The organism is Spongiactinospora sp. 9N601, assembly GCF_044326295.1.
GTDB lineage: Bacteria > Actinomycetota > Actinomycetes > Streptosporangiales > Streptosporangiaceae > Spongiactinospora > Spongiactinospora gelatinilytica.
On the sequence record NZ_JBIRBB010000014.1, the window covers coordinates 237,740 to 261,739 of the forward strand.

General features: G+C 72.6%; 20 protein-coding genes. 10 read left to right on the plus strand and 10 right to left on the minus strand.

The window, feature by feature from the left end; all coding sequences use genetic code 11:
- Position 1 precedes the first annotated feature (1 nt).
- From ACH34R_RS31190 to zwf, 3 genes are read right to left on the minus strand one after another with little or no spacing between them, the layout of a single operon-like run.
- Complete coding sequence (locus ACH34R_RS31190; protein WP_397565120.1) at positions 2-979, minus strand: glucokinase; 978 nt, start codon at positions 977-979, stop codon at positions 2-4.
- Complete coding sequence (gene edd, locus ACH34R_RS31195) at positions 976-2,838, minus strand: phosphogluconate dehydratase (protein WP_397565121.1); 1,863 nt, start codon at positions 2,836-2,838, stop codon at positions 976-978. Before edd ends, ACH34R_RS31190 begins: the two co-directional genes overlap by 4 nt.
- On the minus strand, positions 2,835-4,247 hold the full coding sequence (gene zwf / locus ACH34R_RS31200; protein WP_397565176.1) for a glucose-6-phosphate dehydrogenase: 1,413 nt from the start codon (positions 4,245-4,247) through the stop codon (positions 2,835-2,837). Before zwf ends, edd begins: the two co-directional genes overlap by 4 nt.
- A gap of 229 nt (positions 4,248-4,476) precedes the next feature.
- Between zwf and ACH34R_RS31205 the strand changes: the two genes are divergently transcribed.
- On the plus strand, positions 4,477-5,673 hold the full coding sequence (locus ACH34R_RS31205; protein ID WP_397565122.1) for an ROK family protein: 1,197 nt from the start codon (positions 4,477-4,479) through the stop codon (positions 5,671-5,673).
- A gap of 15 nt (positions 5,674-5,688) precedes the next feature.
- On the opposite strand, the gene ACH34R_RS31210 is transcribed toward ACH34R_RS31205, so the two are convergent.
- Complete coding sequence (locus ACH34R_RS31210; RefSeq protein WP_397565124.1) at positions 5,689-6,429, minus strand: DUF2470 domain-containing protein; 741 nt, start codon at positions 6,427-6,429, stop codon at positions 5,689-5,691.
- Between the two features lie 85 nt (positions 6,430-6,514).
- Here ACH34R_RS31210 and rpsD point away from each other — a divergent pair, with 85 nt between their 5' ends.
- On the plus strand, positions 6,515-7,129 hold the full coding sequence (gene rpsD / locus ACH34R_RS31215; RefSeq protein ID WP_111169102.1) for a 30S ribosomal protein S4: 615 nt from the start codon (positions 6,515-6,517) through the stop codon (positions 7,127-7,129).
- On the opposite strand, the gene ACH34R_RS31220 is transcribed toward rpsD, so the two are convergent.
- Positions 7,117-7,908 (minus strand): ion transporter, encoded by a 792-nt coding sequence (locus ACH34R_RS31220; protein WP_397565125.1) that lies wholly within the window; start codon positions 7,906-7,908, stop codon positions 7,117-7,119. The genes rpsD and ACH34R_RS31220 overlap by 13 nt on opposite strands.
- A gap of 249 nt (positions 7,909-8,157) precedes the next feature.
- On the opposite strand from ACH34R_RS31220, the gene ACH34R_RS31225 reads away from it, so the two are divergent.
- From ACH34R_RS31225 to ACH34R_RS31235, 3 genes are all read left to right on the plus strand, one after another.
- Entirely contained in the window at positions 8,158-8,874 is a 717-nt protein-coding gene (locus tag ACH34R_RS31225; RefSeq protein ID WP_397565126.1) for a response regulator transcription factor, read from the plus strand.
- Between the two features lie 622 nt (positions 8,875-9,496).
- Positions 9,497-10,381 (plus strand): sensor histidine kinase, encoded by an 885-nt coding sequence (locus ACH34R_RS31230; protein WP_397565178.1) that lies wholly within the window; start codon positions 9,497-9,499, stop codon positions 10,379-10,381.
- Positions 10,382-10,566: 185 nt separating this feature from the next.
- Positions 10,567-12,525, plus strand: a complete 1,959-nt coding sequence (locus tag ACH34R_RS31235; RefSeq protein ID WP_397565127.1) for a spermidine synthase — start codon at positions 10,567-10,569, stop codon at positions 12,523-12,525.
- Positions 12,526-12,606: 81 nt separating this feature from the next.
- Here the strand turns inward: ACH34R_RS31235 and ACH34R_RS31240 are convergent, their stop codons facing one another.
- Positions 12,607-14,025: an LCP family protein gene (locus ACH34R_RS31240; protein WP_397565128.1), complete on the minus strand. Its 1,419-nt coding sequence runs from the start codon at positions 14,023-14,025 to the stop codon at positions 12,607-12,609.
- Positions 14,026-14,054: 29 nt separating this feature from the next.
- Entirely contained in the window at positions 14,055-14,330 is a 276-nt protein-coding gene (locus ACH34R_RS31245; protein ID WP_397565129.1) for a hypothetical protein, read from the minus strand.
- 229 nt (positions 14,331-14,559) lie between these two features.
- Between ACH34R_RS31245 and ACH34R_RS31250 the strand changes: the two genes are divergently transcribed.
- Positions 14,560-14,772, plus strand: a complete 213-nt coding sequence (locus ACH34R_RS31250) for a hypothetical protein (RefSeq protein ID WP_397565130.1) — start codon at positions 14,560-14,562, stop codon at positions 14,770-14,772.
- A 417-nt stretch (positions 14,773-15,189) separates the two neighbouring features.
- Here ACH34R_RS31250 and ACH34R_RS31255 read toward each other — a convergent pair whose 3' ends face one another.
- A complete protein-coding gene (locus ACH34R_RS31255) occupies positions 15,190-16,398 on the minus strand; it encodes a neutral zinc metallopeptidase (RefSeq protein WP_397565131.1) in 1,209 nt (402 codons plus the stop codon).
- Positions 16,399-17,350: 952 nt separating this feature from the next.
- Here ACH34R_RS31255 and ACH34R_RS31260 point away from each other — a divergent pair.
- Positions 17,351-18,220 (plus strand): LysR family transcriptional regulator, encoded by an 870-nt coding sequence (locus tag ACH34R_RS31260; RefSeq protein WP_397565132.1) that lies wholly within the window; start codon positions 17,351-17,353, stop codon positions 18,218-18,220.
- 163 nt (positions 18,221-18,383) lie between these two features.
- Here the strand turns inward: ACH34R_RS31260 and ACH34R_RS31265 are convergent, their stop codons facing one another.
- Both ACH34R_RS31265 and ACH34R_RS31270 read right to left on the minus strand, forming a co-directional pair.
- On the minus strand, positions 18,384-19,877 hold the full coding sequence (locus ACH34R_RS31265) for a sensor histidine kinase (RefSeq protein WP_397565133.1): 1,494 nt from the start codon (positions 19,875-19,877) through the stop codon (positions 18,384-18,386).
- On the minus strand, positions 19,867-20,541 hold the full coding sequence (locus ACH34R_RS31270) for a response regulator transcription factor (RefSeq protein ID WP_397565134.1): 675 nt from the start codon (positions 20,539-20,541) through the stop codon (positions 19,867-19,869). The genes ACH34R_RS31265 and ACH34R_RS31270 overlap by 11 nt, the downstream gene beginning before the upstream one ends.
- Positions 20,542-20,809: 268 nt before the next feature.
- Between ACH34R_RS31270 and ACH34R_RS31275 the strand changes: the two genes are divergently transcribed.
- The 3 genes from ACH34R_RS31275 to ACH34R_RS31285 are packed head-to-tail and all read left to right on the plus strand — an operon-like array spanning position 20,810 to position 23,992.
- Complete coding sequence (locus tag ACH34R_RS31275) at positions 20,810-22,006, plus strand: outer membrane lipoprotein carrier protein LolA (RefSeq protein ID WP_397565135.1); 1,197 nt, start codon at positions 20,810-20,812, stop codon at positions 22,004-22,006.
- 5 nt (positions 22,007-22,011) lie between these two features.
- Positions 22,012-23,082, plus strand: coding sequence for an ATP-binding cassette domain-containing protein (locus tag ACH34R_RS31280; protein ID WP_397565136.1), 1,071 nt, complete (start codon positions 22,012-22,014; stop codon positions 23,080-23,082).
- On the plus strand, positions 23,069-23,992 hold the full coding sequence (locus ACH34R_RS31285) for an ABC transporter permease (protein ID WP_397565137.1): 924 nt from the start codon (positions 23,069-23,071) through the stop codon (positions 23,990-23,992). Before ACH34R_RS31280 ends, ACH34R_RS31285 begins: the two co-directional genes overlap by 14 nt.
- Positions 23,993-24,000: the final 8 nt, after the last annotated feature.

Below are 24,000 nucleotides of genomic sequence, written 5' to 3' on the forward strand. Positions count from 1 at the left end.
CCTAACGTACTATTCTTCCTGATCGCTGGACCAGCCACGCCGCCGCCCCGGTGAGGGCGGGCTGGGCGTCCACGATCAGGCTGGTGGGAATGTCGCGGAGATAGTCGCCGAGCGGCGGCGCGTCCTCGAACCTCGCCCGGAACTCACTCGCGCGCACCCGCGCGACGATCCGCGGCAGCACCCCGCCGCCCAGGTACACCCCGCCCCGCGCGCCCAAGGTCAGCGCCACGTTGCCGGCGAAACTGCCCAGCAGGGCGCAGAACACCTCCAGGGTCTCCCCGCACAGCCGGTCGGCGTCGGCCCGCGTGACGATCTCGGCGGCCGGTAGCCGGTCGGCGCGCACGCCGTCCACCAGCGCGAGCCCATGGTGCAGCCGGGTCAGCCCGGGGCCGGACAGCAGCTCCTCCGCGTCAAGGTAGGTCGCCCCCTCGGCGCGCAGCGCCGCGACCACCGCCGTCTCCCGTTCGGTCACCACCGGCGGGGTGACGTGGCCGCCCTCGCACGCGACCGGCACCCAGCCCTGACCGGCGGGCACCAGCCCGGCCACCCCGAGCCCGGTGCCCGGCCCGAGCACCGCCTTCACCGACCCCGGCCGCGGGCCGGGCGGCGCCGGGCCGCCCAGCGGGACCAGATCGGCCTTCCCCAGGTGCGGCAGCGAGAGGGCCAGCGCCTCGAAGTCGTTGAGCAGCGTGATGTCCCGGATGCCGACGTCGCGCACCGAACCGGCCCACCCGGCGTTCGTCAGATGGTAAAGGTCGCCGTCCACCGGGCCGGCGATGGCGAAGCACGCTGCGGCGGGCAGGAGACCGCCCGCGTGGCCGGCCAGATAGTCGGCCACCGCCGCGGGCATGTCGTCGTACTCCGCCACCGGCAGCACCGCCACGTGACAGGGATGCCCGCCGGGCTCGGTGACGAGCCCGAAGCGGGCGTTGGTGCCGCCGATGTCGGCCACCAGCCATGGATATGCGAATTCGGTCACAAGCCCTCGCCGTTCACACCGTAGACGCCGTTCATGGCGAAGATACCCGCGCCACGCTCGGCGGGCCCCGCCGTACGACGGAAGGCGGTGAACAGCTCTCTTCCGGTGCCCGACCACTGCTCGTCGGAGGGCGGCGCGCCCTGCGGCGTACGCCGGGCCAGTTCCTCCTGCGGCACCAGCAGCTCCAGCGCGCCGCCCGCCGCGTCCAGCCGGATCATGTCGCCGTCGCGCACCAGTGCGATCGGCCCGCCCTTGGCCGCCTCCGGCGACAGGTGGATCGCCGAGGGCACCTTGCCCGACGCCCCCGACATGCGGCCGTCGGTGACGATGGCCACCCGCCGGCCCCGGTCCAGCAGCACCGCCATCGGCGGGGTCAGCTTGTGCAGCTCGGGCATGCCGTTGGCGGCCGGGCCCTGGTAGCGGATCACCGCGACGAAATCCCGCCCGTCCAGCTCGCCCGCCTCGAACGCGGCCAGCAGGTCGAGCTGGTCGTCGAAGACCAATGCCGGGGCCTCCACCACCTGGTGCTCCGGCTTGACGGCCGAGACCTTGCTCACCGCCCGGCCCAGGTTGCCCGAAAGCATGTGGATGCCGCCGTCGGCGGAGAAGGGGTCGGCGACCGGGCGCAGCACGTCCAGGTCGCCGCTGCCGCCGGCCTGCTCCTGCCAGACCGGCGTCCCCTCCTTCAGCTCCGGCGCGCAGCGGTAGTGGCCGAGCCCGCGCCCGGCCACGGTGAGCACGTCCTCGTGCAGCAGCCCGGCGTCCAGCAGCTCGCCGATCAGCACCCGCATGCCGCCCGCCGCCTGGAAGTGGTTCACGTCGGCCTGGCCGTTGGGGTAGATCCTGGTCAGCAGCGGCACCGCCGCCGACAGCGCGGCGAAGTCGTCCCACCGCAGGTCGATCCCGGCCGCCGCGGCGATCGCCACCAGGTGCATGGTGTGGTTGGTCGACCCGCCGGTGGCCAGCAGCGCCACGACCCCGTTGACCACGGCCCGCTCGTCCACCACGTGCCCGACCGGGGTGTACTCCGGCCCGTGCGCGGTCAGCTCGACCGCCCTGCGCCCGGCCGCCTCGGTGAGCGCGTGGCGCAGCTCGGTGTGCGGGTTGACGAACGTCGCGCCCGGCAGGTGCAGCCCCATGACCTCCACGACCACCTGGTTGGAGTTGGCGGTGCCGTAGAAGGTGCAGGTGCCGGGGGAGTGGTAGGACTTCGCCTCGGCGTCCAGCATCTCGCCCCGGCCGATCCTGCCCTCCGCGAACAGTTGCCTGGCCCGGGCCTTGGTCTTGTTGGGCAGGCCGGAGGTCATCGGCCCGGCCGGGACGAACAGGGCGGGCAGGTGCCCGAAGTGCAGCGCGCCGATCAGCAGGCCGGGGACGATCTTGTCGCACACGCCCAGCAGCAGAGCCGCGTCGAACATGTCGTGCGACAGCGCGATCGCCGTGGCCATCGCGATGACCTCGCGGCTGTACAGGGACAGTTCCATGCCCGCGCGGCCCTGGGTGATGCCGTCGCACATGGCCGGGACGCCGCCGGCGACCTGCGCCACGCCCCCCGCCGCCCGCACCGCCGCCTTCAGCTCGGCCGGGTAGGTCTCATACGGCTGGTGCGCGGACAGCATGTCGTTGTAGCTGGTCACGATGGCCACGCCGGGCTTGACCGAGCCGCGCAGGGCGAGCTTGTCGGCGGCCGGGCTGGCCGCGAACCCGTGCGCCAGGTTGGCGCAGCCCAGCGTGGTGCGCGCCGGGCCCCGCTCCCCGGCCTCCCGCCCGGCGGCGTCCACCCGCCGCAGGTACGCCGCCCGGCTCGCCCGGCTGCGCTCGCGGATCCCGTCGGTCACCTCTTCGACGATCCGGTTCATGCCGGCTCCTCCTCGTGCCAGGCACGGCCGCTGCGGCCGAGCAGTTCGTGCGCGGAGGGCGGGCCCGCGCTGCCCGCCGGGTACGGCTCGGGCGGCGTCCCCGCCGACTCCCAGGTGGCCAGGATCGGATCGATCCACCGCCAGGCGGCCTCCACCTCGTCGCGGCGCATGAACAGGGTGGGGTTGCCGTCCATGACGTCCATCAGCAGCCGCTCGTAGGCGTCGGGCACGCGGGTGCCGAAGGTGCGCGCGAAGCTCAGCCCGAGCGGCACCGGCCGCAGGGTGACCTCGCCCGCGCCCGGCTCCTTGGCCATGATGTGCAGGTCGATGCCCTCGCTCGGCTGTAGCCGCAGCACCAGCCGGTTGGGCGAGCCGCCGGGGTAGATGGAGTGCGGCACGTCCTTGAACTGCACGACGATCTCCGAGCGGCGGCTCGGCAGCCGCTTGCCGGTGCGCAGGTAGAAGGGGACTCCGGCCCAGCGCCAGTTCTTCACCTCGGCCCTGATCGCGGTGAAGGTCTCCACCCGGTAGGAGGCGTCGGTGGGCGGGGAGCGGTCGGGTTCGTCGAGGTAACCGGGCATGCCGGGGGCCTCGGCGTACTGCCCGCGCACGGTGAACCGGTCCGCCTCCGACCCGCTGATCGGCCGCAGCGCCTGGAGGACCTTGAGCTTCTCGTCGCGGATGGACTCGCGGTCGTTGCGCGCCGGAGGTTCCATGGCCACCAGGCACAGCAGTTGCAGCAGGTGGTTCTGCACCATGTCGCGCAGCGCCCCGGCCTGGTCGTAGTAGCCGCGCCGGCCGGGCGTGCCGACCGTCTCGGTCACGCTGATCTGGACGTGGTCGATCCACAGCGAGTTCCAGATCGGTTCCAGGAAGGCGTTGGCGAAGCGCAGCACCAGCAGGTTCTGCACGGTCTCCTTGCCCAGGTAGTGATCGATCCGGTAGATCTGCGACTCGGCGAAGATGGCGCCCACCTCGTCGTTGATCTGCCGGGCGCTGGCCAGGTCGCGGCCGAGCGGCTTTTCCAGCACGACCCGGGAGCGCGGGGTGACCAGGCCGGCCCGTTGTACATGGCGGCAGAACGGCCCGAAGGTCATCGGCGGGCTGGCCAGGTAGAAGATCCGGTCGCGGTCCTCGTTCCCGGCGAGCAGGCCGGCCAGTTCCCGCCACCCTTCGTGCGCGGCCCCGTCGTCGTGGACGTCCACCGGCACATGCCGCAGCCGCGCCAGGAACCGCTGCCACACCGCGGGGTCATCGCCCTCCGGTACGGCCGCGCGGACCTGGGCGTCCACCTTGCCGCGCAGGTCGTCGTCGGTCAGGCCGCCGCGGGAAAGGGCGATGATCCTGGTCTGCGGCGCCAGGCGGCCGTCGCGGTCGCAGTGATAGAGGGCGGGCAGCAGCTTGCGCATGGACAGGTCGCCGGTGCCGCCGAACACGACGAGGTCCGCGTCATGCGGGGTCGCGCGCTGGGCGGCGGGGGTTGGCGAGGGGTTCACGACGGAGGCTCCGATGATCTACCTGGACGGGGACAGATCGGACACTAGCCACATCTTCCGCTCCAGACAAGCCGAGTTTTGTCATTCGAGATGAATAAGTGGTTACTTCTCATTCCATAAGAGGGTGTGATTCACTTGGTCGATGGTCCGACGTTCCGCCGCTCCGCTCGCCTCCAGCGGCGACGTGCTGCACCTCATCCGCGCCGGTGAGGCCGTCACCCGCGCGGAGATCGGCAGGGTGACCGGGTTGTCCCGGCCCGCCGTGGCGCTGCGGGTGAGCGAGTTGCTCGACCGCGGCCTGGTGGTGGAGGACACCGAAGGGCCCTCGACGGGCGGGCGTCCGCCCGCCCGGCTGGCGTTCAACGCCCAGGGCGGGGTGGTGCTGGTCGCCTCGCTGGGCGCCGGCCGTACTCAGATCGCCGTCTGCGACCTCGCCGGCACGGCGCTGTCCACCGCGGAGGTGACGATCGACGTGGAGCGCGGGCCGGACGTCGTGCTCCCGCTGCTGATGGACACCTGGGAGAGCCTGCTCGCCGACCGGCCCGCCGCCCAGGTGCGCGGCGTCGGCCTGGGGGTGCCGGCCACGGTGGAGTTCGCCGCCGGCCGTACCGAGAGCGTGCGCGTGATGGCGAGCTGGACCGGCCTGGTGATCCCGCCGATCATCGCCGAGCGGTTCCCGGTCCCGGTGTTCGTGGACAACGACGTCAACGTGATCGCCATCGGCGAGCACCACGCGGCCTACCGCGGCGAGGTGGACGACCTGCTGTTCGTCAAGGTCTCCACCCGCATCGGCGCCGGGGTGATCTCCGGCGGCCAGATCATGCGCGGGGCGCTGGGCGCGGCGGGCGAGATCGGGCACATCCCGGTACGCGACGGCGGGGGAGTGCTGTGCCGCTGCGGCAGCGTCGACTGCCTGGACTCGGTGGCCAGCGCCACGGCGATGCTGCGCGTGCTGCGCGAGCGCGGGCGTCAGGTCTCCGGGCTGGCCGACGTGGTGGCCCTGGTGCGCGCGGGCGACGCGGAGACCATGGCGGTCATCCGCGACGCGGCGCGCAAGCTCGGCGAGGTCGTGGCCAGCGCGGTCAACCTGCTCAACCCGGCCGTCGTGGTGCTCGGCGGCGACCTGGCCGAGACCTTCCAGCCGCTGGTGTCAGGGGTGCGCGAGGTCGTCTATCGCAGGTCCACCGCCCTGGCCACCCGAAACCTGCGCATCGAGCCGAGCAGGCTCGGCCCGGGCGCGGGTGTCACCGGGTGCGCGCTGATGGTGCTGGCCAACATCCTCGCGCCCGAGGCGGTGGACGCCTCCCTGTCGGCCGAGCCCCGGGTCACCGTCTTCTGACAGGCCGTCCGCGGGCTACGCCTCGGCGTGCTGGATCAGGCAGTGCAGCGCCTGTTCGAGTTCGCGGGCGTTCGTGGCGGGCCGCGACCACGGCAGGCGCAGCAGTTCGGGGTCGTCCAGCCCGGCCCGCACGGTGGCCCCGTACCGATCCAGCTCCCACAGCCACACGTCCGGCGCGGACAGCGCCCCGGCCAGGTGGCGTACGGCCAGCGTGAGCTGCTCGCGGTGGCAGGCGTTGACGTGCTCGATCATCCGCTCGGCGCTCTCGTGGCACGGGTCGGGCCCGGCCGACAGGTAGTCCTCGGCCTCCAGCACCCCCGACTCCATCCCGGCCAGGTAGATGACCTGCCCGACGTCGACCCGGAGCAGCCTCGCCGCCTCGCCCGGTTCCTCCACGGCCTGGAACAGCAGCTCGTCGGGGCAGTGCTCGGCGACCGCGACGGCGGAGCGGCGCGCCTCGTGCGCCGGGACCGGCTCCAGCCAGCCGCGGACCTTCAGCATGCCGCGCGTGCAGCGCCGGCCGCCGAGGTCGCGGCAGGCGATGAGGTCCACGGTGACCACCGTCTGTTCGGGCAGGCCGGCCAGCGGGTGCCCCGGCGTGACCAGCAGCACCGGGCGGCCCTCGGGGTCCACGCCGCCCCTGGCCGGCACGGCCGGGCGCGGCGACGACACCACGGAGACGTGGGTGGGCGCGGCCCCCGCGGCCAGCGTGCGGACGCGTTCGGGAATGGGCGCTGCTGCAACGGGTCGCTGCACGACCGTTCTCCTTCGCCTCGATCTGACGACACTGCTAAGGTTAGGCTTACCTAATTAAGGTTTACCTAAGCACAGTGAGGTGATCGTGCGCTACACCGGCCCCAAAGTGAGGTTGTCCCGCCGCGCGGGCGTGCCGCTGACCAAGAAGGCGGTGCGTTACTTCGAGGACCGCCCCTACCCGCCGGGCGAGCACGGCCGAAAGACCAGCCGCCGCAACACCGGCGACTACGGCCTGCGCCTGATGGAGAAGCAGAAGCTGAGGTGGTACTACGACGTCTCGGAGAAGCAGATGCGCAGATACTGGGAGGCGGCGCAGCGCAAGCCGGGCCGGTCGGGCGCCGAGCTCGTCGTCCTGCTGGAGTCGCGCCTGGCCTCCCTGGTGCTGCGCGCCGGGTTCGCCCCGTCGATCTACGCCGCGCGGCAGTACATCACACACGGCCATATCACGGTGGACGGCCGCAAGGTGGACATCCCCAGCTACCTGGTCAAGCCCGGCCAGGTCATCGGCGTCCGGCCGCGCTCGCGGGGCAGGCAGCCGTTCGTGGCGGCGGCCGAAGGCGTGCACGCCGACGAGGTGAGCGCCCCCTACCTGGCCGTGGACCACGGTGAGCTGCGCTTCACGCTGCTCAGCAGGCCCGAGCGGGAGCAGGTGCGCATCCCGGTGGACGAACGGCTGGTCGTGGAGCACTACTCCCGCTGAGCCGTCGCGCTCTCCTTGCCCGGTACGGCCTCGCGGAGCACGGCCAGCTCGGCGCGGACGGCGGCCAGCTCCGCGAGCACCGTCCGGCCGAGGCGGTCGTGGGCGTCATCGTCGTCGTCCATCGCCCGCACGACCACCGCGATGAACAGGTTGAGCACCACGAACGTGCAGGTCAGCATGAACACCACGAAGAAGATCCAGGCCGAGGGGTGCCGGGCCATGACCTCCCTGCCGATGTCGGACCAGGCGTCGCCGGTCATCATCTGGAAGAGGGTGAACAGCGAGGTGGGCAGCGAGCCGAAGTACTCCGGGGCGGTCGCGCCGTACAGCTTGGTGCCCATCACCGCCGCCACGTAGAGCACCAGCGACAGCAGCGCCACGATCGAGGTCATCCCCGGCACCGCGGTCAGCAGCGCCGACACCACCCGGCGCAGGCTCGGCACGGTCGAGATCAGCCGGAGCACGCGCAGCACCCGCAGGGCGCGCAGCACCGAAAGGCCGCCCGCCGTGGGCAGCAGCGAGACCCCCACGATCGCGGTGTCGAACAGGTTCCACGGATCGCGGAAGAAGGCCGGGCCCTGGGCGTACAGCTTGGCCAGCAGTTCGGCCACGAACAGGTAGAGGGCCATGTGGTCGATGAAGGCGAGCACGGGCCCGTAGGCGTGGACCACGGACGGCGAGGTCTCCAGTCCCAGTGTCGCGGCGTTGACCACGATCACCGCCGTGATGAACCGCTGGAACCCGGTCGACTCGACGGTCGCGCGGACACGCTCCCGCATGTGCTGAAACTTCCCCTCATCGCGTCAGGCACGGCATCAAGAGCTTAAAGGATCTTTTCCGCACACCCGTCGAACCCATCGAACCCGCCCGGCCCGCCGCCGCCCGCCGCCTCACAGGAAGCTCCCAGATCCACTGCGGAATCGCTCAGTGCGGTCGTGCAGCCTGGTCCCAGTGCCCGGGGCGGGCACGGTGAGCGGGGTCATATCCTGACAAGCACGGCGGGCGGCGGGATGGCGGGTGACCAGGCGGTGACGGGACACATCACCGGGGCGGGCGAGCGGCTGCTCGTGGTGGACGACGAGCCGACCGTCCGCGAACTGCTCTCGGCGACCCTGCGGTTCGCCGGCTTCACGGTGACCTCGGCCGCGACCGGCGAGCAGGCCGTGCGCGCGGCCCGCGAGGACCCTCCCGACCTGGTGCTGCTCGATGTGATGCTGCCCGACATGGACGGCTTCGAGGTGGTCAGGCGGCTGCGCTCGGTCGCCGGCCGGGGCGCGCGCGGCCAGGTCCCCGTGCTGTTCCTGACCGCCCGCGACTCCCCGGCCGACAAGATCAACGGCCTGACGCTGGGCGGCGACGACTACGTCACCAAACCCTTCGACCTGGAGGAGCTGATCGCCCGCATCCGCGCCGTGCTGCGCCGCACCGGCGGCGGGCGGGCGGATGGCGTCCTGGTGGTGGCCGACCTCGAAGTCGACCCCGAGGGCCACCAGGCGCTGCGGGCCGGCGAGCCGGTCCGCCTGTCCCCGACGGAGTTCCGGCTGCTGCACTACCTCGCGCTCAACGCGGGGCGGGTGGTGTCCAAGGCCCAGATCCTGGACCACGTCTGGCACTACGACTTCAACGGTGACGCCAGCATCGTGGACACCTACGTCAGCTACCTGCGCCGCAAGATCGACGGCGGGGAGCCGAAGCTGATCCACACCGTGCACGGCGTCGGCTACGTGCTGCGCCGCCCCCGATAGGAGCCCGCCCATGACGACCAGGATCTCGTTGCGGGCGCGGTTGCTGGCGATCGCGATGGGCCTGCTGCTCGTGGGCCTCGCGGTCAGTTCGGCCGTGGTGGTGAGCATGCTCAAGTCGCACCTGGTCGGCCGGGTGGATCAGCAGATGCGCCCGCTGGCGCAGTTGTTCGCCCGGCTCTCGCCCCGGCTGCTGCCGCCGGCCACGTCCGGTGACGCGGTGGGCGCGATGCGGGCCCTGGCCGGTGAGTTCGACCTGCTGGACGGCCTTTACGCGGCCTACCTGACCCCCGCCGGAGCCGTGGAGCGGGCCGGCTGGCGGACCACGCCGCCGGCCGACGGCCTGCCCGCGCTGCCCAGACTGGACGCGGCGGCCGTGGCCGCGCGCGGCGGCGAGCCGTTCGGCGTGACGGGCGGCGACGGCGAGACCGCCTGGCGGGTGATCGCGCTGCCTCGCGTCGACGAGCAGATTCCGGAGGGTGCCGCGCCCCCCGAGCCGGGCACGGGCATCGTGATGGCCGCGTCGCTGAGCGGGGTGGAGTCCACCGTCGCCCGGCTCACTGTCGTGTGCGTACTGACCGGGCTCGGGCTGCTCGCGGTGCTGACCGCCGCGGGCTGGTACGCGATGCGGGCCGGGCTCGCCCCGCTGCGCCGGATCGAGGAGACCGCCGCCGCCATCGCCGCCGGAGACCTCGCCAGACGCGTCCCGGAGAACATGCCGCCGCGTACCGAGGTGGGCCGGCTGTCCGCCGCCCTGAACGGCATGCTGGGGCAGATCGAGCAGGCGTTCGCGGCCCGGGAGGAGTCGCAGGCGCGGATGCGCCGGTTCGTCGCCGACGTCAGCCACGAGCTGCGCACCCCGTTGTTCGGCATCAGGGGGTTCTCCGAGCTGTACCGGATGGGCGGCCTGACCGGCCCGCACGACGTGGACACCACCATGGCCCGCATCCACAGCGAGTCGGGCCGCCTGGCCGCCCTGGTCGAGGACCTGCTGCTGCTCGCCCGGCTGGACGAGGGCGACGCCGCGCCGCCGATGGACCTGGCCCCGATGGACCTGCGCACACTGGCCGCCGACGCCCGGCAGGACCTGCGGGCGCTCGATCCGTCGCGGCCGATCCGGCTGACCGGGGTGGACCACCGGTCCGCCCCGTCCGGTGCCCCCGTGCTCGGCGACGAGGCCAGGCTCCGCCAGGTGATGGCCAACCTGGTGGGCAACGCGGTGGCGCACACCCCCGCGGGCACCGCGGTGCGCGTCGGGGTCGGGACGCGCGGCGGCGAGGCGCTGCTGGTGATCGAGGACGAGGGCCCCGGACTGACAAGCGAGCAGGCGGCCCGGGTCTTCGACCGCTTCTACCGGGTGGACGGCTCCCGGGGCCGGGAACGGGGCGGCGGGGCCGGGCTGGGCCTGGCCATCGCCCGGTCGATCGTGACCGCCCACGGCGGGCGCATCGCACTGAGCACCGCGCCGGGCAAGGGCGCGGCCTTCACCATCGCGCTGCCGCGCAACTGATCACTTTGAGTGCGAACGGGCAAAAGATGATCAGATCCGGTGCGGGCGCTCGCGCGAAGCTGCTCGAGTTCACTACCGTGGCCGGCATGACCGCACCGGCCAAGGCGCCATCCACGCCTGAATCTCCCGACCGGTCCGCGCATTGGCTGCCTGTGCGGCCGAGGCTCATCCTGGCAAGCGCCTTCATGCTCTTCCTGGAGCTGGCGCTGATCAGGTGGACCGGCTCCAACATCGTTCACCTCAGCTACTTCACCAACTTCGTGCTGCTCGGTTCGTTCCTCGGGATCGGGCTCGGGTTCCTGCGAGTGGGCAGGACCAAGCGCCTGCCGTACTACTCGCCGATCACGCTCGCCGCCCTGGTACTGATCATCCTGCTGTACCCGGTCACCGTGGACCGCAACACTGAGGGCGTCCTGTACTGGACGAGCCTCGGCACCACCGGCCCGCCACCGTGGCTGATCCTGCCGGTGATCTTCTGCGCCGCCGCCGTCATCCTGATGGGGCCCGCCGAACTCGTCGGGCGGTGCTTCCCCGAGCTGTCCAGGCTGGAGGCCTACCGCTACGACCTGATCGGCAGCCTCACCGGCATCGCGCTGTTCACCGCGCTGTCCTTCCTTTCCGCGCCGCCCGTCGTATGGGGCACGATCGCCGCCGTGGCCTACGCCGCGCTGCTGTGGCCGCCCGGCCTGCCCGGCAAGATCCTGGTCGTGCTGCCGTCGCTGATCGTGGTCGGCGCGCTCGCCTCGGAGACCCTGACGGCGGGCGCGCTGTGGTCGCCGTACTACAAGGTGACCACCAAGGACAGCGACTACGGCGGCACCCGGGTGACCGACATTCAGGTCAACGGCATCCCGCACCAGCAGGCCGTGCCCGCCGCCCAGCGGCTGGAACTGGAGCGCCAGTACGCCCTGCCGTACGAACGCCAGGCCAAGCGGTCCCTGGACGACGTGCTGATCGTGGGCGCGGGCAGCGGCACCGACGTGGCCATCGCGCTCAGCAAGGGCGCCAAGCACGTCGACGCGGTGGAGATCGACCCGCAACTGCGCGGGCTCGGCGACCGCCACCCCGACCGGCCCTACGCCGACCCCCGGGTCACCACCCACGTCACCGACGGGCGGGCCTTCCTGGAGCAGACCGGTAAGAAGTACGACCTGATCTTGTTCGCCCTGCCCGACTCGCTCACCCTCGTCTCCGGGGCCAGCTCGCTGCGGCTGGAGAGCTACCTGTTCACCCAGGAGGCCATGCAGGCCGCGCGCGCCCAGCTCAAGCCGGGCGGCACGTTCTCCATGTACAACTACTACCGCGAACGCTGGCTGGTCGACCGGCTCGCCGCCACCATGCAGGCGGCCTTCGGCCACACGCCGTGCGTGGACGTGGTGACCGAGGCCGGGCAGCAGGCGGTGATCACCGCGGGCGTCACCCGCGACGCGCAGGTGTGCGGGCCCGCCGAGTGGGCCGGAGCGCCCCCCGGTACCCCGGAGCCGAGCCCCGACGACCGGCCCTTCCTCTACCTGAAGGACCGCACGATCCCGCCGATCTACATCATCACGCTCTCGCTCATCCTCATCGTCAGCCTGCTGGCCGTGCGCGTGGTGGCGGGCCCCTACGAGCGGATGCGCCCCTACGGCGACCTGTTCCTGCTCGGCGTCGGCTTCCTGCTGCTGGAGACCAAGAGCGTGACCGGGTTCGCGCTGCTGTTCGGCACCACATGGGTGGTCAACGCGATCGTCTTCGCCGGCGTGCTGGTGGCGGTCCTGGCCGCGGTGGAGGTGACGCGGCGCTTCCGCATGCCGCCGCTGCCCGTGATGTACGGCGTGCTCGCCGCCGGGCTGCTGCTGGCCTGGCTCGTCCCCAACGCCTGGCTGCTCGGCCTGCCGGTGCCGCTGCGCGCGGTGGCCGCCGTCGCGGTCGCCTTCCTGCCGATCTTCGCGGCCAACGTGGTGTTCGCCAAGCGGTTCGCCGACAGCCCCGACAGCACGACGTCCTTCGGGGCCAACCTGCTCGGCGCGATGGTGGGCGGCTGCCTGGAGTACTTCGCGCTGCTGGTCGGCTATCAGGGGCTGCTGATCATCGCCGCGGTGGTGTACCTGGGGGCGTTCGTGCTGCTGCCCAGAGTGCGCAAGGGCGTGTCCGCCGCCTCCTGAACCTTTTGCGGAAACGGCTCGGCCCCCGTGCGTGGCGCACGGGGGCCGTCGCCTTTCGTCCTTCGCCTTTCGCCGGGCGGGTCAGAGCCCGCAGACCTCGGCGAGGTCCTTGTCGCCGGTGTCCTTCTTCGGCGAACCGGGGGTGGGCGACTGGCCCGGCCCCTTGGCCTGCGGCTCGGTGGTCGGCCGCCCGGTGGTGCCGGTACCGGTCGCGCCGGGGGAGGCGGTGACGTCCGCCGCCAGGGCCCGCCTGTTGCCGCGCGTGGACTGGCGCAGCGCGCTCGTCACGGTACGGCGCACCTTCACCCAGTCCACGTTCCCCGGCCAGAACCCCGGCGGCACGAACTGCGTGCTGGTGATCTTGGCGTTCTTCACCTTGAGCGCCAGGTCCGCCAGATGTTCGAGCAGCGGGCGGGGGATGTCGGTGCTGGCCAGCCGCTTGGTCGCGGCTGCGATCTTGTTGAAGTTGGCCAGTACGACGTCAGGGGTGGCCTGCTTGGCGAACGCCCCGATGACGCACCGCTGGCGGGCCATCCGGGAGAAGTCATCGCTGTTCACCCGCGAACGGCCGTACCACAGGACCTCCTCGCCGGACAGCTTGCGAAAGCCCGCCTTGATGGTTCCTGCGGTGCCGTACAGGCCGCCCCACTTGATGTCCTGCTCGACCCGGATGTCCAGGCCGCCGATCGCGTCCACGAGGTCGGCGAAGCCGTACATGTTGACCAGCGCATAGTAGTCGATCTTGAGGCCGAGCGTGTGCCCGATCGCGTCCTTCAGCGCCCTGGGCCCCTGGTGCTTGCCCCCCATGACCTGCGGATTGTCCTCGGCGAACTGCCACACCTCGTTCAGCAGGCCGCCGTTGGGGAGCTCGGCGAAGAAACCGTTCGGGAACCGCTTGCCGAGCGGGCTGTGCGGCGGGAAGCGGACGTGCTGCATGTTGCGCGGCAGACTGAACATGACCGTGTTGCCGGTCTTCACGTCCACGCTGGCCACCGTCATGCTGTCGGTCCGCACGCCGGTACGGTTGCCCGCCGCGTCCCCGCCCACCAGCAGGAAGTTCACCCGGTCCCGGCCGTTCCACGGGTCCTCGTGCTTGATCGGCGCGGTGGTCTGGTGGGTGCCGGAGGGGAAGATGAAGTTGGCCGTGTTGCGGGCGGCGATCACGGTGTTGGCGGCCACCGCGAAGGGGGCGACCACCACGATGCACAGCAGGCCGACGGCGATGCCGGAGGCGATCTGACCGACTCTGTTCAGCCGGCCGGGCTTGAGGCTGACGTAGGACGTCACGATCAGGACGAACCACAGCAGCGCGCCGACCACGGCGAGGACGGTGGCGGTCAGGAGGGTGCTGTCGCGGAGCAGCAGGCCGACGTTGTTCAGGATGACGACCGCGATCACGGCGGCACTGAGCAGCAACAGCCCGAACGCGCCGAGCAGGACGTAACCGGTGCGCCGCCGCCCGGCCCGCAGGTGCGCGGCACCGGGCACCAGGGCCGACAACGCGGTCCAGCCGACGATCGACGCGGCGCTCAGCCGTCTGGCGAACTCCGGCCCGCCCCCGGCCCGTCGCCCGCCGGCACCGCCGCCGCCCGCTGAACCTCTACCCCCGGCACCACCGGCACCCGCCGAACCTGCCCCATCTGGGCGAGCGGGGCCTCTGCCCCCAGGGCCGCCGGGGCCTTTCCTGCCCCCGCGGCCTCTGCCACCAGTACGCCCGCCGCCTCCAGAGGGCCCGGTGCCCCTCCCGCCTGCACCGCCCTGGCCTGCTGCCCGCCCGGCATCGCCAGGCGCTCCCATCGGCCCACCCGCCGCCTCCGCGCGTGGCCCGTGCCCTGCGGCGTGTCGGGTGCCCGGGCCTACCGCTCCCAGACCGCCGCCCGCGTCCGCGTGTCCCGCGCCGCGTGCTCTGGTACCTCTACCGCCTGGCCCGGCCGTACCTGTGCTTTCCGGGTGGCCTGGCCCTCCCGCGCGTCCGGCGTCCGGGTAGGCGCCTTCCGGGTGTCCTGGTCCTGGTGGGAATCCGGTGCCGGGGGCATGGCGACCCTCCCGCCTTCGGGGGTCTTCGTGTTCGGCGTCTCCGCCGGGGCCGCGCGACGGGCGGCGGACCGCGACCGTCGGTTCGCCGGGGCCGACGGGGCGGGCGCCCGCCCCGCGGCGCGGTGGGCCGTCGCCGCCCTGCCCGGGCCCGGGTGCGCCCTCTTCTTCGCGCCCGACCGCCCACATGGTGCCCGTGTCGGGCGCGTCTGAAGGGGGCGGGTCGCCCAGGCCGGGGCGGTGGTCCTTCTCGTCGAGCGCCCCGGGGGGCATGCTGAACTGGCCGGTCTCCGGGGGTTCGCCCTGCCCGCCGGGCTGGGCTCCGGGAGCGGGACGCTGTGCGCGTTGCCGTCCGCCGGTAGGTCGCCGCCGGGGGCGCCGTTTCCCGCCGTCGTCCGCGGGATCCCCCGATGACTGCCCATGGCGCATCGTCACACCGCTCCCTCGTCGTCATGTGATCTGGGCCGGCCCCACCGGCCCGGCTGGGCGGCCGGGTCATCGTCCGGGTGGATACTTGACCAGGCCAGACCTGTCCTTGGTCCCCCGCTGTCCGGGAATTGTCCTGGATTCTACGCCCCATACCTGGACAACACCGACAGATGGCTAACCACTCATGAATAGCCCATTAATCTACGAGGTTGTGTTGGGCGGCGCCAGCCACGTGTTGCACTGGAACGCCTTGTTCTTCTCATAGCCCTGCCGGAACCACCTGCCGTTGTTCGGTGGCGACCCGTGATCGCGGGGCCTGCCCGGCCAGTCGCCCACCCGGGAATGGAAGAAGTACAGAACGCGGCGGCGCGAGGGCGGCACCGGGTATGTGGCGGAGGCCGCCCGCATGAACATCCCGGCGAAGCAGGTGGCCTGCAACTCGAAGCGGCGGCTCAGCGCCAGCTTGCCGCTGTTGCTGGTGGAGGCGAGGGTCTTGGTCCACCATGAGTCGCTCAGCCCGGACAGGTGCTGGACATGGTGGCCGTACTCGTGGGCCATCATGCTGATGATCCCGCCGTGCCAGGACGTCGTCTGGCCGTACCCCTGGGAGTTGCCGGACCCGCGCGCCATCGCCGAGGTGGAGGCGTAGATCGTGGTGTTGCGCGGGCAGTAGTACGGCACGATGCTGCCGGGGGAGGGGTAGTCGCCGCAGGCGCCCCGGCCGCTCCTGGCCGCGATGGCGTAACCGGGACGGTGCCACCTGATGCCCTGCCTCGTGAGGACCTGTGACCACACCCGGTCCATGCACCGTGACGTCTTGAGGATCAGCGCCTTGAGCTGGGCGTGGTTGTAGATGCTCGCGCCGCCGCCGGGGCAGTTGATCGCGGGCAGGCCGCCTGCGCGGTAGAGGGTGTTGTTCTGCAGCGACCGGTTCAGGGTTGGGCGGGCGCGCTGGGCCGGGTCCGTCGATTCCGTCGAGTCCGTTTCCTGATCTTGCCGGTTCGGAGGCTCGGACCGGTCATCGGTACGGCTGGGCTCGGTGGGGCGTTCGGGCTCGTCGAAGGTGGGCGGCGTGTAGGTGGGCAGGGCGATGGGGGAGGTCCAGTCCCTGTCGGCGAAGGAGCTCACCGCGGCGGCGATCACGACCAGCACGACGAACAGGCCGGCGATGCCGCCGAGGACCCCGATGACCACCGCCACGCCGCTCCCGCCCTTGCGCCGCCCGCCCTGGTGGTAGCGGGGCGGCGGGGGATGGGCGGGCCCGCCGTACGGGCGGCCGGGCGGCCCGGCGTGCCGCCTCGGCGGCGGCGGATACGGCCGTTGCTCTCGCGCCTGCTGCTGTGGTGCGAACGGCGGATGCGGAGGATGGCCGGCGAACGGGCCGCCCGGAGGCGGCGGCGGGTAGTCCATGGGGGAGCGGTGGCCGGGCCCGGGCGGCGACGGCGGTCGCGCCGCCTCGACTCTCGGGGCGCGATGGCCGGAGTCGGGTGGGGTGGGAGGGGTTGCCATGCCGGGGCCGGGTGGGTAGGGCGGGTGTGTCGGATCGATCCTTGGGGCCGGATGGCCGGAGTCGGGTGGGGTGGGGTGGGCCGCCATGCCGGGGCCGGGTGGGTACGGCGGGCGCGCCGGGCCGGTTCCTGGGGGCGGGTATCCGGGAGTGGACGGCGGAGGGCCGGAGCCCGGGGTGGCCGGTGGGTACCCAGGCCCCGCGCCCCGCCCGGCCGCCGGGGGGTACCCGGGCGGCGCGGCGGGATGGCCGGGCTCGCGCCGGTGGCCCTGGTGGTCGCGGCCCGCCGGATAAGGCGTGCCCGGGTGACCGTCCGCGCCATAGGGACCGGCCGCCGGGCCGCCATGGGGAGGCGGGCCGGCCATGGGGCCGCCGTGGTGTGGGTCGGCATGGCGGCCCGCCGGAGGAGGGGCCGCCTGGCCGCTGTAGGGCCCGGAGCGCTGAGGATCGCCCGGGTATGGGGCGGGCGGGTGGCCGTGGGGGGTGGGGCCGCTTTGGGGCGGGCCGGGAGCGGTGGGGTGCGGAGGGGCGTCGGGGGCGTCGCCGGGGCCATAGAGGCGGGTATGCCGGTGCGGGCCGTCATCGTCGCCGCCTGAGGCGGGGAAGGGCTGCTGGGGCGGCGGGGACGAGGGTGGTGGCGGTGGATACTGTCCGTTGACTGCCAAGCTGTCTTCCCCTTACCCCGTTTGTCCTGACCACGACAAACCAGCCGGACCTTTACCTTATTTGGGGCAGAAGCATACTGATTTATCACCCGTCACGAATGTCGGCCTGATCCGTTACTCAGTGAAATCGTGCGAGGTGATCTCCGCAATGTGGCGGACCGATCAAGGCACTGTGTCCTAGCTTCAAAGCATGAATCTGCAGCAGCTCCGCTACGTTGTGGCGACTGCGGAGCACCGCACCATGACAGACGCCGCCAGGTCTCTGTACATCGCGCAACCCGCGCTTTCCCGCGCGATCAGGGACCTGGAGCGTGAACTCGGAATGACGTTGTTCGCGCGTTCCGGTCGTGGCGTGGTCGTCACGGCCCAGGGACGCAGGGTCGTCAAACTCGCGAAGGAGGCATTAGACGCCGTACATGAGATCGAGTCGCTGGCCGGGCACGGCCGCTCGGCCGACACCGACCTTCGGATCGCGCTGACGCCGAGCCTGGAGCCGGCGCTCGCCACGCGACTCCTGCCCGCGTACGCCGAGCGGAACCCCGCGGTACGCGTGCACATCGTGCGCTGTGACGGACGTGACGGCGTGGTGAGCGCCGTCAGGGACCAGCGGGCCGATCTTGGCCTGACCGACCTGCCGGTCCCCGCCGACCTGATCGGCCACCCACTGGAACGCCAGGAGATCGTGCTCATCTCCCCTCCTGGCCTCGACCTCCCCGACACGGTGCCGATGGCCCGGCTGACCGGCATGCGGCTGGTGCTCCCCAAGCGGGGCAGCGCCAGGCGCAGGGAGTTCGACGCGATGTTCGCCAAGCACGGCGTGCGGCCGGTGACCGCCGCCGAGACCGATGAACGGGGCAGTTCGATGGCCCATGTCCGCGCGGGGGTGGGTTCCCTGCTCGGATACCGCGGGCTGACCGAGCAGGCCCTGCGAGCGGGGCTGGTGATCCGTTCGTTGGAGCCACCCGTCCGGCGGGTGATCGCCATCGTGCACGCCCGTCGCCGCCTTCCGCTGATCGCCCAGGATTTTCTGGCGCTCGCCGAAGGGGGCAGCGCGGCCTAGCGCCGCCGTCTCGTCCAGTCAGCGGGAGCGTTCCAACGCTCACGAGTAGTACAGGAAGCCGGTGCCGGGTGGGGCGGCACCGCCGGGCGCGAGCTCCGCGCCGGGATGACGGTCTCCCGGTCGGCGTAGAGCGGCGGACGGCACAGCCGGACCGCGTCGCCCGTCATTGATCCTTCGCACTTTCCAGTACGGCCCCGTTGACCGGGCCGCCGGGCGCACGGGCATCGGGAACCGGCCGGGACGAGAGTGTGGGGACGGTCGTGAGCGGCAGCCGTACCACCGCCCGCAGGCCCTGCCCCTCCGCGTCGTCCCCTGAGCCGTCCGCGGACTCCAGATGGACGCTGCCGCCGTGCGCCCGCACGGTCTCGCGGACGATGGCCAGTCCCAGCCCCGCGCCGCCCTCGTCGCGGCTGCGCGCGGTGTCCAGCCGGGTGAAGCGGTCGAAGACGCGTTCCCTGTCGGCATCGGGGATGCCGGGCCCGTCGTCGGTGACGGTCAGCAGCGCCGCCGTGCCCTCGGCGCGCAACTCCACCGCCACCCCGGCCTGGGCGTGCCGTACCGCGTTGTCCACCAGGTTGGTCAGCACCCGCCCCAGGTCGAGCGCGTCGCCGGTGACCGACAGGCCGCCGTCCACGACGGCGCAGGAGACCGTGACCGGGCTGTCGGCGTAGCGTTCGACGCCCTGCCGTACCAGCCCTTCGAGGTCCACCGGCTCGCGGCGGGCCGGGATGCCGCCGCGCTCGTCCAGCCGGGCCAGCGCGAGCAGGTCCTCGGCCAGGCGGGACAGGCGCATCGCGTCCTCCAGCACGCCCTCGGCGGTCTCCCGCCAGTCCTGTCCCTCGGGGTGCCCGAGCGCGACCTCCAGTTGCAGCCTGATGCTGGCCAGCGGGCTGCGCAGCTCGTGGGCGGCGTCGGAGACCAGCGCCCGCTGCCGGGTGTCGGCCTCCTCCAGCCGGGCGAGCATGTCGTTCAGGGTCATGGCCAGGCTGTGCACCTCGTCGTCGGCCTCGGGCACCGGCAGCCGCCGGGAGCGGGCCGTGCCGGAGATCTCGGCCGCGCCCCTGCGCAGCGAGGAGATCGGCCGCAGGGTGCCGCCGACGATCATCCAGCTCACCGCGGCCAGCAGGATCACCAGCAGCGGCGTGCCGAAGAGCAGCACCTGCGTCGCGGCGGCCAGGCTCTTCTCCACCTCGGCGATCGAGCGCGCGGCGATCACCACCCGGCCGTGGTCGGCGGACACCGCGACCACGCGCAGCCGCCCGGGGATGCCGTACGGCGCGCCGTCCAGGTCGCCGGCCTGGTCGGACCTGATCGCCTGGGCGCGGGCGGCGGGGCCGAGCAGCGGTACCAGCCGGTCGGTGCCGACCGTGGCGTGCATCACCCGGCCGCCCGGCTCGATGACCTGGATGAGCGTCCCGTCGGGGTTGCTCAGCTCGGGCGGCAGCCGCCCGGCGTCGGCGTCGGCGCGCACCCGGTTGGCGCGCTGCAGGGCCGAGTCGTCGACGGTGGCGGTCAGCGACCTGCCGAGCAGCCCGAGCAATACCCAGGCGAAGATGGCGAGCGCCAGGGCGAGCACCGCCGCCGCCGCGGCCGTCACGCGGAAGCGCAGGCTCTTACGCCGCCACCAGCGCCCGGCGGAGCCCGGCTCAGCCGCCATCGCCCACCAGCCGGTAGCCCGCGCCGCGCACGGTCTGCAGGGCGCTCCTGCCGAACGGGGCGTCGATCTTCCTGCGCAGGTAGCCCACGTACACCTCCACCACGTTGGGGTCGGTGTCGAAGGTGTCCCAGACGTGCTCCAGGATCTCCGACTTGGAGACCACCTCGTCGTGGCGGCGCAGCAGGAACTCCAGCAGCGCGAACTCCCGCGGCGTCAGCTCGATCTCGGTCCGCCCCCGGGCCACCCGCCGGCTGGCCGGGTCGAGCTCCAGGTCACCGGACCGCAGCACGGCGGGCCGCCGCCCCGCGCCACGCCGCAGCAGCGCCCGCAGCCGGGCCACCAGCACCACGTAGGAGAACGGCTTGGTGAGGTAGTCGTCCGCGCCGAGGTCCAGGCCGTCGGCCAAGTCGTACTCGCCGTCCTTGGCGGAGAGCATCAGGATCGGCACCCAGTTCTCCTCGGCGCGCAGCGTCTTGCAGACGTTGTAGCCGGAGATCCGCGGCAGCATGATGTCGAGCACGATCACGTCGTACTCGCCCTGCCTGGCCATGTGCAGGCCGTCCTCGCCGTCGTGCGCGAGGTCCACGGCGAAACCCTCCGCCGATAGCCCCCGCTGGAGCGCGGCGGCCATCCGCCGCTCGTCCTCGACCACGAGAACCCGCATCCGCTGACCTCCTGAAACCGCACGTGTCCTCCCATCCTGGTCAACGCGCCTGAGACCGGGCTGAGAGCGCTGAGAGGTTTCTCAGCCTGAGACACCTCTCAGTCTGTCTCAGCTTGGGCACAGCGACGACCGCGCAGGCTTCGTTGTGACCGGCCGCCCATCCGCGGCCGGCGACATACGGTTAAGGAGTGAGATGTCGTCCAACGTTCACGACACGGGACCGCCCAGGGAGTCTCGCAAGTCACGGGGTCGTGCCGTGAGGTGGGGTGTGCCGATCGCCGCGGTGGCCGTGATCGCCGCGGCCGTGGGCACCGGGCCGGTCATCGCGGCCGTGCAGGGCTCTCCAGCCCTGCCCGACCGCACCGCGGCGCAACTGCTCGCCGAGGCGGCGCGCGCCGCCCGGTCGGGGCAGTTCCCGCCGATGTCCGGCACCGTCCTGCAGACGTCCTCCCTCGGCCTGCCCTCGATGCCGGCGCAGTCCGCCGATCCCACCTCGCCGCTGTCGCTGCTGACCGGAGCGCACGAGTTCAAGGTCTGGTACGGCGGCGCCGACCGCCAGCGGGTCGCCCTGCTGGGCCGGATGAGCGAGACCAACCTGATCAAGAACGGCGATCGGCTCTGGCTGTATGAGAGCGGGGGCAACAAGGCCACCCGGCTGAAGGTGGCCGACTCCCTGCTGCGCGGCGAGGAGCGCGCCCGCAAGCACTCGCTGGGCGGGCGGGGGATGCCCTCCGACCTGACGCCGCAGGCGCTGTCGGCGCAGTTGCTGGACGCGATCGACGAGCACACCGCGGTGGGGGTGAGCAACGACGTGAAGGTGGCCGACCGCGCCGCCTACCAGCTCACGTTCGCCCCCAAGTCGCCCGATTCGCTGGTCAAGGAGATCAGGATCGCCTTCGACGGCGAGAACTACGTGCCGCTGCGCTTCCAGATCTACGCCAAGGACTCGATCGAGCCGGCGTTCGAGGCGGGCTACACCTCGGTGACCTTCACCCCGCCCGCGCCGGAGAACTTCACGTTCACCCCGCCGGCGGGCGCGAAGGTGACGCAGGAGACCATCGGCGAGAAGGACGTGGAGCAGGCCGAGGACCACGCGCTGGGGCGGCTGCGCCACGGTGACGAGAAGGCGGGCAAGGACGCCAAGGGGTCCAAGGAGGCCAAGGAGGCCGGTCCGCGCGTCCCGGGCGCGGGCGAGGTCACCGTTCACGGCAGCGCGTGGACGAGCGTGATCGTCGCGCCGCTGCGGACCTCCGACCTCACCGAGAAGCCGCGCGACGGCGCCGGGAGCGAGGTGGCCGGTTTCGGGGAGGCCGTGCTGTCGGCGGCCAAGCCGGTCAGCGGCGCCTGGGGCAACGGGCGCCTGATCCAGACCAAGCTGGTCACCGTCCTGCTGACCGACGACGGCCGGGTGCTGGCCGGCGCGGTCGGGCCGCAGGCGCTGTACGAGGCGGCCGGCCGGAAGTGAGCACCATGACGCCAGGAGAGACACCGCTCCTGGCGGGGGAGCGCGACGTCGCGGACCCGGCTGCGGCCGGGCCCGCGGGGCCGCGCGGTGAGATCCGGGGGACGCCCGAGGCGGCGTCCCCGTCCCCCGGCCAGGACACCGCGCGCGGGCACGCGATCGTCACCCGTGGGCTGACCAAGCGCTTTCGCGGCGGGCAGGTCGCCGTGGACTCCCTCGACCTCGCCGTGCCGCGCGGCTCGGTCTTCGGATTCCTCGGGCCCAACGGCTCGGGCAAGACCACCACGATCCGGATGCTGCTCGGGCTGGTCACGCCTTCCGGCGGCGACTGCGAGCTGCTGGGCGTGCCCATGCCGGGCGGGCTGGCCGAGGCGTTGCCCCGGGTGGGGGCGGTCGTGGAGGGGCCCGCGTTCTATCCCTATCTGAGCGGCGAGGCCAACCTGCGCCGCTTCGACGCGGCGGACCCTTCGGCCGACCGGCGTACCGCCCGTGAGCGGATCGCCCTGGCCCTGGACCGGGTGGGCCTGGCCGCCGCGGCGGGCAAACGGTACCGCGCCTACTCCCTGGGCATGCGCCAGCGGCTGGCCATCGCCGCCGCCCTGCTCGGCCCGCGCGAGCTGCTGATCCTCGACGAGCCGACCAACGGGCTCGACCCGGCGGGCACCCGTGAGGTGCGGGCGCTGATCCGGCAGGTCGCCGCCGCCGGTACGACCGTGTTCGTCTCCTCCCACCTGCTCTCCGAGGTCGAGCAGATGTGCACGCACGTGGGCGTGATGCGCACCGGCCGCCTGGTCGCGCACGGCCCGATCGAGGAGCTGCGGGCGGGGCGCGAGCCCCGGATCAAGATCGAGACGCCGGACGTGGGCCTGGCGGCCGGCGTCCTGGCGGGGCTGGGGCTGGCCGAGCCGCGTTCCGGTCCGGGCGAGGTGAGCGCGGCGCTGGGTACGGCGGCCCCCGACCTGGTGTGCGCGGCCCTGGTCACGGCCGGGGTGGCCGTACACGGGCTCGCGGTCCTGCGGCCGAGCCTTGAGGAAGTGTTCGTGGGCCTGACCGGGGAGGGCTTCGATGTCGACGGTTGAGGTTCCGGCCGCCGGGACGGCGGCGTCCGCGGGCACGGCGCCGGATCCGGGCGTGGCGGCCGATCGGGAGCGGGCCATCGCGCGGGCTCCCCGGGTGGGCGGGGGAGTGTGGCGGCTGCTGGGCTCGGAGCTCGGCCTGACCTTCCGCCGCCCGCGCAACCTGGTCATGCTCGCGGTGCTGGCCGCGGTGCCGGTGGTGATCGGCGTGGTGCTGGCGATGCTCGGCACCGACGAGGTCGCGAACGACATGATCGTCATGGTCGCGGGCAACGGGCTGGCCCTGGCGTTCGTCTCGCTGTACGTGCTGGTGCCGCTGCTGTTGCCGCTGACCGTGGGAGTGGTCGCCGGTGACGCGGTCGCGGGCGAGGCGTCCATGGGGACGCTGCGCTACCTGCTGACCGCCCCGGCGGGGCGGACCAGGCTGCTCGCCGTGAAGTACGTCAACGCCGCGGTGTACGGGCTGGCCGCCACGGCGGTGGTGGCGGTCTCCGCGCTGATCACCGGCCTGGTGCTCTTCCCGGTGGGGCCGGTGACGCTGCTGTCGGGCAGCACCATCCCGCTGTCGGAGGGGCTGCTGCGCATTCTGGTGGTGGTCGGCTACGTGGCGGCGGGGATGGCGGCGCTGGCCGCGCTCGCGCTGGCCTTTTCCACGCTGACCGAGGCGCCGATCGGCGCCATCGCGGCCACCGCGGTGATCCTGATCGTCTCTCAGGTGCTCTCGGCAATCCCGCAGCTCGCCCCGCTGGACCCGTACCTGCTGACGTCGTGGCTGACCGACTTCGACGGGGTGCTGCGCGATCCGGTGAACACCGGGACGATGGTCCAGGGGCTCGTGGTCTTCCTGTGCTATGCCGTGGTCTTCGGCTCGATCGCCTGGGCGCGGTTCGGCGGCCGGGACGTCACGGCGTGAGCGGCGCG